Here is a 14,964-nt window from a genome sequence, read left to right as displayed (position 1 = left end):
GTAAATGCTGCAGTTCGAAAACGTTTCCACCTTCTACGGCAAGATCCAGGCGCTGCACAGCGTCAACGTCGAAGTCCGTCAGGGCGAGATCGTCACGCTGATCGGCGCCAACGGTGCCGGCAAATCCACGCTGCTGATGACGCTGTGCGGTTCGCCGCAGGCGCACAGCGGCAGCATTCGCTACATGGGTGAGGAACTGGTCGGCCAAGACTCGTCGCAGATCATGCGCAAGAGCATTGCCGTGGTCCCGGAAGGTCGTCGTGTGTTTGCCCGTCTGACCGTGGAAGAGAACCTGTCGATGGGCGGTTTCTTCACCGACAAGGGCGACTATCAGGAACAGATGGATAAGGTTCTCGGACTTTTCCCACGCCTGAAAGAGCGCTTCAACCAGCGCGGCGGCACCATGTCCGGCGGCGAACAGCAAATGCTCGCCATCGGCCGCGCGCTGATGAGCAAGCCCAAGCTGCTGCTGCTCGACGAGCCATCGCTGGGTCTGGCGCCGATCATCATCCAGCAAATCTTCGACATCATCGAACAGCTGCGCAAGGACGGTGTGACGGTGTTCCTGGTCGAGCAGAACGCCAACCAGGCACTGAAAATCGCCGACCGCGCCTACGTTCTGGAGAACGGCCGCGTGGTCATGCAAGGCACCGGTGAAGCGCTGCTGACCGACCCGAAAGTACGCGAGGCGTATCTCGGCGGTTGAGTGTTATCGCTGAACAACAAAACGGCCTTCGGGCCGTTTTTTATGCCCAAACGATAAACACCGATCCTCTGTGGGAGCGAGCCTGCTCGCGAAAGCGATGTATCACGCACCAATAATGTTGAATGTCACACCGCCTTCGCGAGCAGGCTCGCTCCCACAGGAATACCGCTGAATCCGAAATTTTTTATAAATTTCTCGCCCCGCCTGTAACGCATCCCCCACCCGTTCTCTAGAGGGACAAGCAAGCGCAAACCGCTTGCAGAAACCCTGATAAAAACTGGAGAAACATCATGACTGCGACTACCCGTACCCTGTCCGCTACCGCCCTGGTTCTGGCCCTCGGTTCCGCTCTGAGCATCGCCACTGTCTCCACCGCCCAGGCCGCCGATGCCAACATGGAAAAATGCTTCGGCGTGGCCATGAAGGGCAAGAACGATTGCGCCGCAGGTGCCGGGACTACCTGCGCCGGCACGGCGAAAATGGACTATCAGGCCAACGCCTGGAAACTCGTTCCGAAAGGCACCTGCGCCACCACCGAAAGCAAAACCTCGCCGACCGGTTTCGGTCAGCTCGAAGCCTTCAAAGCCAAGTCCTGATCCACGGCCTGCCTGAGTGACGCCCATGTTCAATCAACACGAACCGTCCCTGCCGCGCACTCAGGCAGCTCGTTCCGAGCTCCCTGCCCGTGCCGGGCTGGGGCTCAAGAACGGGCACTTCCTCGAAGTGCTCGGCTCCGTACCGGACCTCGGGTTCTTCGAGGTCCACGCCGAAAACTACATGGTGGCCGGCGGCCCGTTTCATCACTTTCTCGGTCTGATTCGCGAGCAGTACCCGCTGTCATTGCACGGCGTGGGACTGTCGATCGGTGGCGAGGGTTCGCTGGACAGCCAGCACCTCAAACGCCTCGCCGAGCTGATCGAGCGCTATCAACCGCAAGCCTTTTCCGAACATCTGGCGTGGTCGAGCCACGGCCCGGTGTTCCTCAATGATCTGCTGCCACTGGCCTATGACACGCCGACGCTCAATCGCGTCTGCACGCACATCGACCAAGTGCAGAACACGCTCAAACGTCCGATGCTGCTGGAAAACCCGGCGACCTATCTGGCGTTTGAGCATTCGACGATCGACGAGCCCGTGTTCATCGCCGAAGTGATCCGCCGCAGCGGCTGTGGCTTGTTGCTCGACGTCAACAACGTCTACGTGTCGTGCATCAATCATCAGCGTGATCCGCTCGCCTACCTCGACGCACTGCCATTGCACGCGGTCGGCGAGATTCATCTGGCCGGCTTCGCTGAAGATTGTGACAACCTCGGCGATCGTTTGCTGATCGACGATCACGGCGCGCCGATTGATCAGGCCGTCTGGAATCTGTACCGCCGGGTGCTGCAACGGACTGGCCCGATGGCGACGCTGATTGAACGTGATAATCACGTGCCGGCCTTTGACGTATTGCTCGCCGAAGCACAGCAAGCCGAAAAGCTGTTGCGCCGCGCGGAGCGTGCGGCATGAGTACGCAAGCGGACTTCGCCGCCGCCCTGCTCAATGTGCAACTGCCGTATCCCAAGGGCCTGTGCAGCCGCAATGGCGCTGATCCGTCGCGACGTTTCGCGGTGTACCGCAACAACGTGCAGAGTTCGCTGATCAATGCGCTGGCCGATAGCTACCCGGTGGTGCAGCAGTTGGTCGGTGAGGAATTCTTCCGCGCCATGGCGGCGATTTTCGTACGCGGTCAGCCGCCGCAAAGTCCGTTGATGAGCCGCTACGGCGAAGACTTCGCCGATTTCATCGGGCAATTCGAACCCATCGCCGGTGTGCCCTATGTGGCCGATGTTGCGCGACTCGAGCACTTGCGCACCCTCGCCTACCACGCCGCCGATGCGCAGCCAATCCGGCCGGAGCAAGTCAGCACCGCGCTGGCCGATCCGCAGTCGCTGAGTGAGCTGTGTTTCGAACTGCATCCCTCGCTGCACCTGCTCGACTCAGCCTACGCCGTTGTCGCGATCTGGGCCGCGCACCAGCAGGAGCAAAGTCTGGCGGGCATTGGCCTCAATCAAGGCCAGCACGCTCTGGTGCTGCGCAATGGTCTCGACGTTGAGGTGTTTGCGCTTGAGCCGGGTGCGAGCGTGTTCCTTCATCATCTGCTACAGGGCTCGCCACTGCTCGCGGCGGCAGGGAACAGCCCGCCGTTCGATCTCGCCCAAACCCTCGCCTTACTGATTGCGCATAACGCGATCACCCAGCTCAATTACAAGGAGTTGCCATGAACGCTTTTATCCTGCGCGTCATCGCGTTGTTCGAAAAAATCCCGCACAGCCTGATTGCTTTGGTCGCGCGTTCTTCCATTGCTGCCGTGTTCTGGAAATCCGGGCAAACCAAGGTCGAAGGACTGGCCGTCGATTTGATTGACGGCACTTTTGAACTGGGCTGGCCGCGATTGGCGGACTCGACGATTCCGCTGTTTCAAAGCGAGTACCACCTGCCGCTGCTGTCGCCGGAAATTGCCGCGCATCTGGCGGCGTTTGCCGAGCATGTGTTTCCGCTGCTGATCCTGCTCGGCCTGGCGACGCGGTTTTCGGCGCTGGCACTGCTCGGCATGACCCTGACTATCCAACTGTTCGTCTACCCGGATGCCTACCCGACCCACGGCACCTGGGCGGCGGTGTTGCTGTACCTGATGGCGACCGGGCCGGGCAAATTGTCGATCGATCACCTGTTTGCCCGCCGTTTCGCAAAATAAGATCCCCCTGTGGGAGCGAGCCTGCTCGCGAAAGCGGTGTGTCATTCAACATCGGTATCGACTGATACTGACGCATTCGCGAGCAGGCTCGCTCCCACAGGAAATCACATCAGCGCTGGAGTCGATCCAGCGCCTCGCCACTGCGCTTGAACCAGCCCATCAAATAATCCGCCAACACCTGCGTGCGTTTCGGCAATCCCCCTGATACGGGTGCACCAGATACATCGGCATCCGTCGTGTCTGGTAATCGCGCAGCAGCCAGCGCAAGCGGCCGTCAGCCAATTCGGTTTGCAGCAGATACGACGGCAAACGGGCGATGCCGGCACCGGACAGCGCTGCTTTCTTCAACAGGCTGTAGTGATTGCTGGCAAACGGACCCGAAACCCGCACCCGCAACAACTCGTGCTGCTGGTGATACAGCCATTCTTCGCGGCCGCTGTAATGGCTGTTGAGCAGACAACGATGCTCGGCCAAGGCATGCGGCGTCGCCGGCACGCCGAAGCGCTCGAGGTAGGCCGGGCTGGCGCAGGTCATTTCGTGCCACGCCAACAGCGGCTTGGCCACCAGCCGATCGTCATTGGCCACTTCGGCACGAATCGCCAGATCAAAGCCATCGCGGGCCAGATCGCGATAGCTGTTGTTCAGCTCCAACTCGATCTGCACCTCCGGGTATTGCCCGGAAAACTCCAGCAACAAGCCATCGAAGAAGGTCTCGCCGAGCGAAACCGGAACCGTCATGCGTACGGGGCCGGCCATGTCGTCCTTCAAACGTGCCAAAGCCTGCCGCGCGCGTTCGACTTGAGCCACCAGCGCCTGCGCCTGCGGCAGCAGCGCCGCCCCCGCCGCCGTCAGGCTCAAGCGCCGGGTGGTGCGCTGTAGCAAGACCACACTGAATTGGGCTTCGAGCTGGCTGATGCGCTTGGACAACTGGCCCTTGCTGCATCCCAACTGTTGCGCGGCCAAGGTAAAACTGCCGGCCTCGATCAGCACGGCAAACGCAGCAAGGTCATCCATTTCGCTCATGGATTGTTTCCATTTGAAAACCAAAGGTTGCCTATTAGTGCGCTTATCCGCAGAAAAAACCACTCTAGACTAAAACCTCATTCACACACATAAGGTACAGCTCGATGAAAATTCTGTTGATAGGCGCAGGCGGCACCATCGGTTCGGCGGTGGACAAAGAGTTGTCGCAACGCCACGAGGTCATTCGTATCGGCCGCAACAGCGGTGACTTGCAAGTGGATATCAGCGACAGCACGTCGATCCGCAAGCTGTTCGAACAGACCGGTAAGTTCGATGCGTTGATCTGCGCGGCGGGCAACGTGACGTTTGCAGCGCTGGACGAGATGACTGGGGACAGCTTCGCCCTCGGCCTGAAAGACAAGCTGATGGGCCAGGTCAATCTGCTGCTGATCGGCCGCGAGTTCGCCAATGACGGCGCCTCGTTCACCTTTACCACCGGCGTGCTCAGCCACGACCCGATTCGCAGCGGCGCCTCGGCAGCGCTGGTCAACGGCGCGCTCGACAGCTTCGTCCGCGCCGCCGCCATCGAGCTGCCGCGTGGCCTGCGGGTGAACTCGGTGAGCCCGACCGTGCTGACCGAAGCCCTGGGCAAATACGCGCCCTACTTCCGTGGCTTCAAGTCGGTTCCTGCAGCGGAAGTGGCATTGGCCTACGCGAAAAGTGTCGAAGGCCTGCAAACCGGTCAGACATTTCACGTGGGTTAAGGCCCTTGTGATGAACGGTCAGGCTGCGTAACGTGGCAGCACTTGTCTGGAGAGCCAAAGATGCGTGTTGCCCGTTCGATCGTCCTCGTTGCCCTGCTGCCGTTGTTTGCCGCCTGCCAGTTGTTCGACGGTCAGCGGCAAAGTGTGTCCCATGCCGGGCAAACGCGCATGCAGGGGCAACTGACCGCCGCCGACGGCAAACTGGTGTTCCAGCCGTGCCAGGATCAGCGGCAACTGGTGGTCAACGACATCGGCGGCACCAGCGTCCTGCAAGAGGCCGCCACCCTTGCCGACGAGCAGGGCAAGCTGTTTGCCGATGTGCGCGGCAAGGTCTCCGGCGATCGTCTCGACCTCGGCCAGTTGTATCGTGTAGAACGCTCGGGCACGGCCTGCGATGACCCGAATTTCAAACTGCTGATCCTGCGCGCCGCCGGCCATGCCCCGGAGTGGAACGTCAAGGTCAGCGGCAAAGGCATGGTCATCGAGCGCGACGGCCAGCCGCCGCTGGCCGTGCCGTATGTGGAAGAACAACTGGGCGACGGCCGCTTCAATCTCAGCAGCGAAGCCAACAACCAGCGCATTGAATTGTGGGTCGCGCCACAGCGCTGCGTCGACAGCAGCACCGGCAGCGTGCAGCACATGAGCGCCGAGTTGCGCATCGACGGTCAGGTGCAGCGCGGCTGCGGCTATTTCGGCGGCGCACGCAACGACTGATCGTTTTTCTCCCACGGATCCGCTCGCGGCGGCTTATAATCGCCGCCTTCAAACGCCTTGGCGCAGTTGTGCGCCCCGCGAATCCGGATCCCCGCCATGTTACGAATCACTGAACTCAAGCTGCCAATCGACCATCCCGAAGAAGACCTGCGCGCCGCTATCGTGCAGCGTCTGGGCATCGCCAGCGATGATCTGCTCGATTTCACCTTGTTCAAGCGCAGCTATGACGCGCGCAAAAGTCCTCCGAACTGTGCTTCATCTACACCATCGACCTCAACGTACGCGACGAGGCCCGGGTGTTGGGCAAGTTCGCCGACGACCGTAACGTCAATGTGGCACCGGATGTCAGCTATAAATTCGTCGGTCAGGCCCCGAGCGATCTCGGCCAGCGGCCGATCGTCGTCGGTTTCGGCCCGTGCGGCATCTTCGCCGGTCTGCTGCTGGCGCAAATGGGCTTCAAACCGATCATTCTCGAGCGCGGCACCGAAGTCCGTCAGCGCACCAAGGACACCTGGGGCCTTTGGCGCAAAAGCGTGCTCAACCCCGAGTCCAACGTGCAGTTCGGCGAGGGTGGCGCGGGTACGTTCTCCGACGGCAAGCTGTACAGCCAGATCAAGGACCCGAAATTCCTCGGCCGCAAAGTCCTGCACGAGTTCGTCAAGGCCGGCGCGCCGGAAGAAATCCTCTACGTCAGCAAGCCGCACATCGGTACGTTCCGCCTGACCGGTATGGTCGAAAACATGCGCGAGCAGATCCGCGAACTGGGCGGTGAAGTGCGCTTCCAGGAGCGCGTCAGCGACGTGCTGATCGAAAACGGCCAACTGGTCGGCGTGCAGCTGGCCAGCGGCGAAACCCTGCATTCCAGACACGTGGTCCTGGCCCTCGGCCACAGCGCCCGCGACACCTTCCGCATGCTCCACACCCGTGGCGTGTTCATGGAAGCCAAGCCGTTCTCGGTGGGTTTCCGCATCGAGCACCCTCAATCGCTGATCGACCGCGCGCGTCTGGGCAAATACGCCGGCCACCCGAAACTTGGCGCTGCCGATTACAAACTGGTGCACCACGCCAAGAACGGCCGTTCGGTGTACAGCTTCTGCATGTGCCCGGGCGGCACTGTGGTCGCGGCGACGTCGGAACCGAATCGCGTTGTCACCAATGGCATGAGCCAGTACTCGCGTAACGAGCGTAATGCCAACTCCGGCATCGTCGTCGGCATCACCCCGGAAGTCGACTATCCGGGCGGCCCGCTCGCCGGTATCGAGTTGCAGGAGCGCCTCGAGTCCCACGCATTCATCCTTGGCGGCAGCGACTACAAGGCCCCGGCGCAACTGGTTGGCGACTTCATCAACGGCAAGCCGTCGACCGAGCTGGGCGAAGTCGAGCCTTCGTACAAGCCGGGCGTCGCGCTGGGCGATCTGGCGCTGGCGCTGCCGGACTTTGCCATTGAGGCGATCCGTGAAGCCTTGCCGGCGTTCGAGAAGCAGATTCGCGGTTATTCGCTGCACGACGCGGTGCTGACGGGAATCGAGACGCGCACTTCGTCGCCGCTGCGCATCACCCGCAACGAGTCGCTGCAGAGCATGAACGTCAAAGGCCTGTTCCCGGCCGGTGAAGGCGCGGGCTACGCCGGCGGAATTCTCTCGGCGGGTGTCGACGGGATTCGCATTGCCGAGGCGGTGGCGCGGGATATCCTCGGTCTCACTGACTAATCAGCATTAGCTGACACAACACACCCCTGTGGGAGCGGGCTTGCTCGCGAAAGCGTCGTTTCAGTCGATTCGTTTATCGCCTGACACACCGCCTTCGCGAGCAAGCCCGCTCCCACATTTGATTGGGGTGTGTCAGATGTTGGCGCGCAGCACCGAGGTCGGCAGCACCTCCCCGCGCTCGGCACTCGCCGCCACCGCTGCGATCAACTCACCCAGTTCGTAACCCTGCGCTTTCAACCATTCCTGGTCGTAATAAGTGTCGGCATAACGCTCGCCGCCATCGCACAGGATCGCCACGATCGATCCCGACTGCCCCGCCGCTTTCATCTGCTGCGCCGCCATCAGCGCACCGATCAGATTGGTCCCGCTCGATCCGCCGACATGCCGCCCCAAACGCTGCGCCAGATAATGCATGGCCGCCAGCGACAAGGCGTCCGGCACCTTGACCATCGCATCGATCACCTTGGGCAGGAACGACGCTTCGACCCGAGGCCGGCCAATGCCTTCGATGCGTGAGCCGCAGTCCAGGCGCAGGCTGGCATCTCCCGTCTGGTAGAAATCGAAGAACACCGACCGTTCGGCATCGGCACACAACACGCGGGTGCAGTGCTGGCGATAACGCACGTAACGGCCGAGGGTCGCGGTGGTGCCGCCGGTGCCGGGGCTGGAAATCAGCCACGTCGGTTCAGGGTGTTTTTCGTAGCGCATCTGCTGGAAGATCGACTCGGCGATGTTGTTGTTCGCTCGCCAGTCGGTGGCACGTTCGGCGTAAGTGAACTGGTCGATAAAGTGACCGCCATGCTCGCGGGCCAGGCGCTCGGATTCGGCGTAGATCTGCGTCGGATCCTGCACCAGATGGCTCTGCCCGCCGTAAAAGGCAATCTGGGCAATCTTCTCTTTCGAGGTGGTCGCCGGCATCACCGCGATAAACGGCAAACCGAGCATGCGCGCGAAATACGCTTCGGAGATCGCCGTCGAGCCGCTGGATGCCTCGATCACCGGCGCGCCGGGTTTCAGCCAGCCGTTGCACAGCGCGTAAAGGAACAGCGAACGGGCCAGGCGATGCTTGAGGCTGCCGGTCGGGTGGCTGGACTCGTCCTTGAAATACAATTCGATGCCGGCAAAACCTGGCAGCGGCAAGGGGATCAGGTGGGTGTCGGCGCTGCGCTGGAAGTCCGCCTCGATGATGCGGATGGCTTCGCGGGCCCACTGTCGGTTGTCGCTCATGGTTTCGGTTCTCGTTGAATCAGCCAGAAGATCGGTCTTCTGAAAAGGTCTGCCACAAGCTTAGGAAAAATCCCGCAGGCGGCAAAGATACAGCTGAGTCTCAATGTGTCAGGCAACTGCTAGGCTCAGTGCTGCCCGAGCGAGACAGCCTGTAACGACATATAACAAAAAAGAATATAACTTTTGTTTTAACAACTAACGGTACGGGTTAGGGTGTTTCACCTTTTTCTTGATTCGATGGAGAGCGACCTTGCCTCTGCGTAGCACTTTCACGCGTTTCTTTCAGTTGGAAGCCGCCAGCGGTCTGCTATTGATCGCCGCAGCCATTCTCGCGCTGATCATCAACAACTCACCGCTGTCGTGGCTGTACACCGGCCTGCTCGACACTCCTGTGGTGGCGCAGATCGGCGCGTTGAAAATCGCCAAACCCCTGCTGCTGTGGATCAACGACGGCCTGATGGCGATGTTCTTTCTGCTGATCGGCCTGGAAGTGAAACGCGAAGTGCTCGACGGCCAGTTGTCCAAGCCCTCGCAGATCGTCCTGCCCGGCGCAGCAGCGATCGGCGGCATGCTGGTGCCGGCGCTGATCTACTGGTTCCTCAATCGCGACAACCCCGCCGCCCTGAGTGGCTGGGCCATTCCGACCGCCACCGACATTGCCTTCGCCCTCGGCGTATTGGCCCTGCTCGGCAAACGCGTGCCGGTGTCGCTGAAACTGTTCCTGATGACCCTGGCGATCATCGATGACCTCGGCGCCATCGTCATCATCGCAATCTTCTATTCCGGCGAACTCTCGACCCTGTCCCTTGGCCTGGCGGCTGCGTGCATTGCCGCGCTGGTGGCGATGAACCGGCTCGGCGTGGTCAAGCTCGGCCCTTACATGATCATCGGCCTGATCCTCTGGGTCTGCGTGCTCAAGAGCGGTGTCCACGCGACACTGGCCGGCGTGACCCTGGCTTTCTGCATTCCCCTGCGCACGAAAAACGCCGAGTCGTCGCCGCTGCTGACCCTCGAACACGCGCTGCACCCCTGGGTCGCCTACGGCATCCTGCCGCTGTTCGCCTTCGCCAACGCCGGCCTGTCGCTGAGCGGCGTCACCGTCGAAAGCTTCACCCACGACGTACCGATGGGCATCGCCATCGGCCTGCTGCTGGGCAAGACCGTCGGCGTGTTCGGCCTGACCTGGCTGGCGGTCAAGATCGGCATCGCCGCCCTGCCCCAAGGCGCCAACTGGGGCCAGGTCCTCGGCGTGGCAATTCTCTGCGGCATCGGCTTCACCATGAGCCTGTTCGTCGGCTCGCTGGCCTTCGAACCCGGCGTGAGTGATTACGCCGGCATGGATCGCATGGGCATCCTCACCGGCTCGATCCTCGCGGCGGTGATTGGTTATGCGGTGACGGCGGCGGCGAGTCGCAAGAATTCACAACTGCAATAATCCTTGTGGCGAGGGAGCTTGACCCTCGCCGCAAATTTACCGCCTCACAGTTACGCAGCGAACAATCCCCACGTCATTAGCGACCCGTCCTACAGCCACGCTTTCCCCGCTTCGATAACGTCGTGCAGCCCCTTTTCGAGGGGCTGTCGATGGTGAACGAAGGGACGATCAGTGGCGCGGAACGAGGACATTCCCCGGGTGCAAAACCCACCGCAGGGCGACGGACATCACGTTACCTGGCGGTATATGACGGCCGCCGAACTGGCCGAGCGCGAAGCCGGGCAAAACGCTTACGACGCGATGCTGGCGCGGCAGGAGGCGTTCGAGCACAGCCGTGAAGTGGCGGCGAAAAACCTGAAGCCGTGCGTGCCGGCTGTGTATTCGCCAAGTCCTGCAAGTTGCCGGATGCGATCATTGATTACAGTAATCCTTCCGGCATGGTGCCGACCGACAGCCTGAAGGATTACGGCGAGCTGATTCTGCTCGGCGCTCGCGAAGCCGACCCAAGCGGCGGCATTCCACTCAAGAAAATCAGCGCCAACGCCATCCCGGTCGGGTTCGGCAGTCTGGCCTTGGCAGGCTCGGTTTTTGAAGCGCTGCCAGCGCTCGCATCAAGCGCAGCCGCTGCGCCTTTGGTGGGCCTGGTTGCGCTTTTGATGCCGTCAAGCCTGGGCGACAGCGCGCTCTACACCGATGAGCAACTAAGCACACTCAAACAAGCCCGAACCCGCGTGCGCCTGCGCGTCGAGCAACAGGCCGATGGCACGCTCAAGGGTTACGGTTTCTACACCGGCAAGAACCGCGATTGGGAAATGGTCGATGTCGTGCAATTCACTGCACGCGGCGACCGGTTCGTTGCGGATCTGGGTGAAGGCGTCGAACTGCTCTGGACCCCGGCGGTGGATGGCTCGGACATTCTCGGCATTCCAGCGCTGGAGGCTGCCCCGCAGGCACCGCATATCTGGGTCTATCCACCGACGAAAGCGGCGGACGGGATACTGGTGAATCCGGTTTATCCGCCGGAGTACAAAGACTTTATTTTGGTGTTTCCGGCCGGATCTAGTATTAAACCGGTCTACATCGTCATCAGTACTCGCGCTGGGGATCACGAATATCATCCGCCGCCTGACATACTGCCGGCTTTTCCCGATGCCAGAATCGTCGGCCGTAAAACAGTAGTCCAAGGCGGTGGTTCAAAACGCAAAAGATGGAAAACCGCCAAAGGGCATATTCTTGAATGGGACTCCATGCACGGAACGATTGAAAAATATGATCCTCGGGGAAACCACATCGGGGAATTCGATCCAGCGACTGGTGAGCCCACGTCTACAAAAAAGAATAAAAACTCGAAGAAAGGAAAAAAACGGAGCGTTGAGCTTTGAGATTTTTGATAGAAGCTTTTGATAAGCAGACTGATTACCAAGTATCGGTAACCGAAATACCCAAAGAGCATGCAGAGCACATTAAGTCGATTATGGGTTGGACGACCAAGCAGCAAGGGTGGGAAGGCTACGATTTGAATCAGAAACAAGTTCAAGCCTTTGAAAAACTGATGCAGATATCAATCGCAGATTCACGCTATTACTTTCAACTGACATGTAACGGCCCCGATTAGCCGTAAGCGAGCAATGTGAAGAACAACATCAAAGTATCTGCGAGGAAGACATGGGTCTGGTATTGAGGCTGGAGTGGTACGACACAGCAACCCTAGAAATTCAGGGCGAGGAATCGTCAAAAGATCTGGGGGACGATGAATCAGTTTTGAATGCTCTGAGTATTCCGCTGGAAGGCAACATCAATAATGGCGGCTTCAACGTCATCGAAAAGTGGGTAACTAGCATTCAGCCGTACTTTCAACATCAAATCACACTCAATACCTGCGACTACCAGATTTCGTTCGATTACAGTTAAATAACCGGGATGAGTTCTTCATGCGCTTTCTTTCGATTACCGGATTCTTTACTGACGAAGTCCAAGATGACTCCTTGCAATTCGAGCTGGATATCACAGGCAGCGAGATAAATGAAAAAGTGGCTCAGCTCATTGAATCCAAGCCCCTGGATGAGGTGGAACCCGGCGCGCTGTTGTTGACTCAGGATCAGGTAACCGCATTGGAAAACCTGCTCAACTTCAGTTTTCCAAAGGGCCTCGAATACTTCATGGGCACCTGCGTCACATACTGAATGAGCAATTCAAGCAAAGAAAAACCCCGACCAGTCACCTGATCGGGGTTTTCTTTACCCGGCTTCCCGCTTAGTGCGAAACGCGGCTGGTTCCGCCAACGGTGGAAATCCGTACCCGCTCGCCAACGCGGAATACTTCATTCTCCTGAACCTGCTGCACATAGGCGCGCATGCTGCCGTCGTCTTCGCGGACGGTGATTTCCACGCCCTGGGTGCGGGTCAGGCCTTCTTCGGTGGCCGAGCCAAGCAGGCCGCCGGCCACTGCGCCGATGACTGCAGCGACAATGCTGCCCTTGCCGCCGCCGATGGCGCTACCGCCGACGCCGCCGACCACTGCGCCTGCTGCGCCGCCGATCGGGGTCTTGGTGCCTTCGATTTTTACCGGTCGCAGGGATTCGATGGTGCCCATGCGAATCGTCTGTACACGACGCGCTTCGTCACGGGAGTAGGAGTCGCCGGTGAGGCTCGATTGGCAGCCGGTCAGCAACATCGCCATCGTCGAAAAGGAAGCAACCAGCAGAACAGACTTACGCATAGCATCAACTCCAAAAGAACATGTGTTCATTAAACCCCGTGGCCTGGCGCCTGTCACGACACCATCCGGATAAAATTGGCTTCCATTCAGGCCTGGTACAGATGCCCGCGAGCGTCCACTCAAGGTAGCGTCAAATCAGCGATCCTGCGCCATCCGCGTTTATCTCGCTCGGTAGACTGCTCAGGGTGCCAGTCGTTCCAGAATCCACTCGGTGCCCTGGAGGCGGTAGTTCAGGCGATCGTGCAGGCGGCTCGGACGGCCCTGCCAGAACTCGATGCGCTCGGGCAACAAGCGGTAACCACCCCAATGTTCCGGGCAGTGCGGCTGGCTGTCACTGAAGCGCTGCTCCGTGGCCTTGAGCAAATCTTCCAGCTCGCCACGGCCGTTGATGACCCGGCTCTGCGGCGAGGCCCAGGCGCCGAGGCGACTGCCCAGCGGCCGCACTTGATAATAAGCATCGGACTCCTGCGGCGTAACCTTCACCACCCGCCCTTCGATGCGCACCTGGCGCTCCAGTGTTGGCCAGAAGAAAGTCATGGCGGCAAACGGATTGGCCGCCAGATGCTGGCCCTTGGCGCTGTCGTAGTTGGTGAAGAAGGTGAAGCCCTGCTCGTCCAGGCCCTTGAGCAACAGAATGCGGCAATGCGGACGACCGTCGGCATCGACCGTGGCCAAGGTCATGGCGTTGGCTTCGACCGGCGCCTGCTCGGTTTTCACCGCATCGGCGAACCACTGGTGAAACAGCGCAAACGGCTCGGCCGGGGCTTGCGCCTCGGTCAAACCGTCACGGGTGTAGTCGCGACGCATATCGGCCAGAGCCTGGGTCATGGCGGATTCCTTTTCGTTAGCGGATCACTTCTTGGCGGCGTCGGCTGCGGCGACTTTCTTGTCGGTCGCGGCGGCTTTGGCTGGCGCAGTCTTTTTCGCCGGAGTCTTGGCCGGCGCCTTTTTCGCTGGAGCCTTGGCGGCAGCTTTTTTGGCTGGCGCTTTTTTCGCCGCCGGGGCAGCAGCTTTCTTGGCAGCAGGCGCTGGGGTGGCGGGTTTGGCCACTGGCTTGACGTCTTGCGCAGCAACCATCGTCACCGGCTTCGGCGCCGGCATGTTGTATTTGCTCAGCAGTGCAACCATGGTGTTTTGCGGCGTCACCAGCAGTTCGACACGACGGTTCAAGGCGCGACCTTCAACGCTGTCGTTGGCCGCACGCGGCGCTTCGGAACCCATGCCGCGCAGCATCAGACGGTCGCGCTGCAAGCCGCTGAGGCGGAAGATCGCTGCAACCGATTGTGCACGTTCCTGGCTCAGCTTGATGTTGGCCGGCGCCGCACCGCTGGTATCGCTGTGACCGAGCACCAGCACTGCGGTTTTCGGGTCGGCTTCAAGGATTTTCGCTACGCGAGTGAACGGGCCAAGCGTGACCGGCAGCAGCATCGCCGGGCGGTCCGGATTGAACGAGCCTTCGACCGGCGCCGTCACCACCAGTACGTTATCGCGACGCTCGAGTTGCAGATTGCTGTCTTTCACCGCTTCACGCAGACGCGGCTCGTAGTCGTCGAGCCAGGCTTGAGTGACCTTCGGATCCGGCATAGGCACGGCTTTGGCGGTTGGCTGGTCCTTGCCGCCGAACGGCCACCACCATTTGCCATTGGACTGCGCCTCGGCTTTGGCCACTTCGACCGGTTTGGCTTCAGGTTTGACCTCGGCCTTCAGATCAGCCTTGACCGCTTCATCGCTGGAACCGAACGGCCAGTACCACGGGTTGCTGCTCTCAGCCTTGGCCACTGGCGCAGTCGCCGCTGGTTTCAAAGGAGCCGGAGCCGGTGCCGGATCTTTGGCCGCGACTTTGTCGGAAGAACCGAACGGCCACCAACTGCCGCCGTCTGCATCGTTTTTCGGGTTCTGTGCGCAACCGGTGATCGCTACACACAGGGCCAAGGCGAGGGTCTTTTTAGATGACATTGAAAATCCACAAAATGAAGTAATGAAAAATCAGA

At 60.3% G+C, this 14,964-nt stretch carries 14 protein-coding genes and 3 pseudogenes; 12 read left to right on the top strand and 5 right to left on the bottom strand.

Annotated elements, in window-relative coordinates; genetic code table 11:
• Positions 1 to 4 precede the first annotated feature (4 nt).
• The 5 genes from LJU32_10830 to LJU32_10810 all read left to right on the top strand — a co-directional run bounded on the left by LJU32_10830 (position 5) and on the right by LJU32_10810 (position 3,443).
• Positions 5 to 706, top strand: coding sequence for an ABC transporter ATP-binding protein (locus tag LJU32_10830; protein WKV90582.1), 702 nt, complete (start codon positions 5 to 7; stop codon positions 704 to 706).
• Between the two features lie 290 nt (positions 707 to 996).
• On the top strand, positions 997 to 1,302 hold the full coding sequence (locus LJU32_10825; protein ID WKV90581.1) for a DUF2282 domain-containing protein: 306 nt from the start codon (positions 997 to 999) through the stop codon (positions 1,300 to 1,302).
• Between the two features lie 25 nt (positions 1,303 to 1,327).
• The gene (locus tag LJU32_10820) at positions 1,328 to 2,215 is read left to right on the top strand and encodes a DUF692 domain-containing protein (GenBank protein ID WKV90580.1); all 888 of its coding nucleotides are present in this window, start codon (positions 1,328 to 1,330) and stop codon (positions 2,213 to 2,215) included.
• Entirely contained in the window at positions 2,212 to 2,970 is a 759-nt protein-coding gene (locus LJU32_10815) for a DNA-binding domain-containing protein (GenBank protein WKV90579.1), read from the top strand. The genes LJU32_10820 and LJU32_10815 overlap by 4 nt, the downstream gene beginning before the upstream one ends.
• Positions 2,967 to 3,443, top strand: a complete 477-nt coding sequence (locus tag LJU32_10810; protein WKV90578.1) for a DoxX family protein — start codon at positions 2,967 to 2,969, stop codon at positions 3,441 to 3,443. Before LJU32_10815 ends, LJU32_10810 begins: the two co-directional genes overlap by 4 nt.
• A 109-nt stretch (positions 3,444 to 3,552) precedes the next feature.
• On the opposite strand, the pseudogene LJU32_10805 reads toward LJU32_10810, so the two are convergent.
• A pseudogene (locus LJU32_10805) lies at positions 3,553 to 4,466 on the bottom strand (LysR family transcriptional regulator).
• Positions 4,467 to 4,570: 104 nt separating this feature from the next.
• Here LJU32_10805 and LJU32_10800 point away from each other — a divergent pair.
• From LJU32_10800 to LJU32_10790, 3 genes and pseudogenes are all read left to right on the top strand, one after another.
• Positions 4,571 to 5,170: a short chain dehydrogenase gene (locus tag LJU32_10800; GenBank protein WKV90577.1), complete on the top strand. Its 600-nt coding sequence runs from the start codon at positions 4,571 to 4,573 to the stop codon at positions 5,168 to 5,170.
• A gap of 60 nt (positions 5,171 to 5,230) precedes the next feature.
• Positions 5,231 to 5,884, top strand: a complete 654-nt coding sequence (locus LJU32_10795) for a hypothetical protein (protein ID WKV90576.1) — start codon at positions 5,231 to 5,233, stop codon at positions 5,882 to 5,884.
• A gap of 96 nt (positions 5,885 to 5,980) precedes the next feature.
• Positions 5,981 to 7,593: pseudogene (locus LJU32_10790) on the top strand (NAD(P)/FAD-dependent oxidoreductase).
• Positions 7,594 to 7,725: 132 nt separating this feature from the next.
• Here the strand turns inward: LJU32_10790 and LJU32_10785 are convergent.
• Positions 7,726 to 8,820, bottom strand: a complete 1,095-nt coding sequence (locus LJU32_10785; protein ID WKV90575.1) for a PLP-dependent cysteine synthase family protein — start codon at positions 8,818 to 8,820, stop codon at positions 7,726 to 7,728.
• 250 nt (positions 8,821 to 9,070) lie between these two features.
• Here LJU32_10785 and nhaA point away from each other — a divergent pair, with 250 nt between their 5' ends.
• From nhaA to LJU32_10765, 4 genes and pseudogenes are all read left to right on the top strand, one after another.
• The gene (gene nhaA, locus LJU32_10780) at positions 9,071 to 10,255 is read left to right on the top strand and encodes a Na+/H+ antiporter NhaA (protein ID WKV90574.1); all 1,185 of its coding nucleotides are present in this window, start codon (positions 9,071 to 9,073) and stop codon (positions 10,253 to 10,255) included.
• A gap of 171 nt (positions 10,256 to 10,426) precedes the next feature.
• Positions 10,427 to 11,637 (top strand): annotated as a pseudogene (locus tag LJU32_10775) (S-type pyocin domain-containing protein).
• Positions 11,638 to 11,920: 283 nt separating this feature from the next.
• Positions 11,921 to 12,166, top strand: coding sequence for a cloacin immunity family protein (locus tag LJU32_10770; GenBank protein ID WKV90573.1), 246 nt, complete (start codon positions 11,921 to 11,923; stop codon positions 12,164 to 12,166).
• Positions 12,167 to 12,186: 20 nt separating this feature from the next.
• Positions 12,187 to 12,438: a hypothetical protein gene (locus LJU32_10765; protein WKV90572.1), complete on the top strand. Its 252-nt coding sequence runs from the start codon at positions 12,187 to 12,189 to the stop codon at positions 12,436 to 12,438.
• 70 nt (positions 12,439 to 12,508) lie between these two features.
• Here LJU32_10765 and LJU32_10760 read toward each other — a convergent pair whose 3' ends face one another.
• The 3 genes from LJU32_10760 to LJU32_10750 form a co-directional block, all read right to left on the bottom strand.
• Positions 12,509 to 12,973, bottom strand: coding sequence for a glycine zipper 2TM domain-containing protein (locus LJU32_10760; protein WKV90571.1), 465 nt, complete (start codon positions 12,971 to 12,973; stop codon positions 12,509 to 12,511).
• 180 nt (positions 12,974 to 13,153) lie between these two features.
• Positions 13,154 to 13,801 (bottom strand): pyridoxamine 5'-phosphate oxidase, encoded by a 648-nt coding sequence (gene pdxH, locus LJU32_10755; protein ID WKV90570.1) that lies wholly within the window; start codon positions 13,799 to 13,801, stop codon positions 13,154 to 13,156.
• A 24-nt stretch (positions 13,802 to 13,825) separates the two neighbouring features.
• Positions 13,826 to 14,929: an OmpA family protein gene (locus tag LJU32_10750; GenBank protein WKV90569.1), complete on the bottom strand. Its 1,104-nt coding sequence runs from the start codon at positions 14,927 to 14,929 to the stop codon at positions 13,826 to 13,828.
• Between the last annotated feature and the right edge of the window lie 35 nt (positions 14,930 to 14,964).

The organism is Pseudomonas sp. B21_DOA, assembly GCA_030544685.1.
In the GTDB taxonomy this organism is placed as follows: Bacteria; Pseudomonadota; Gammaproteobacteria; order Pseudomonadales; family Pseudomonadaceae; genus Aquipseudomonas; species Aquipseudomonas fluorescens_AO.
Note: the sequence above shows the minus strand (reverse complement) of the source record. Positions and strands in the feature narration are given on the sequence as shown.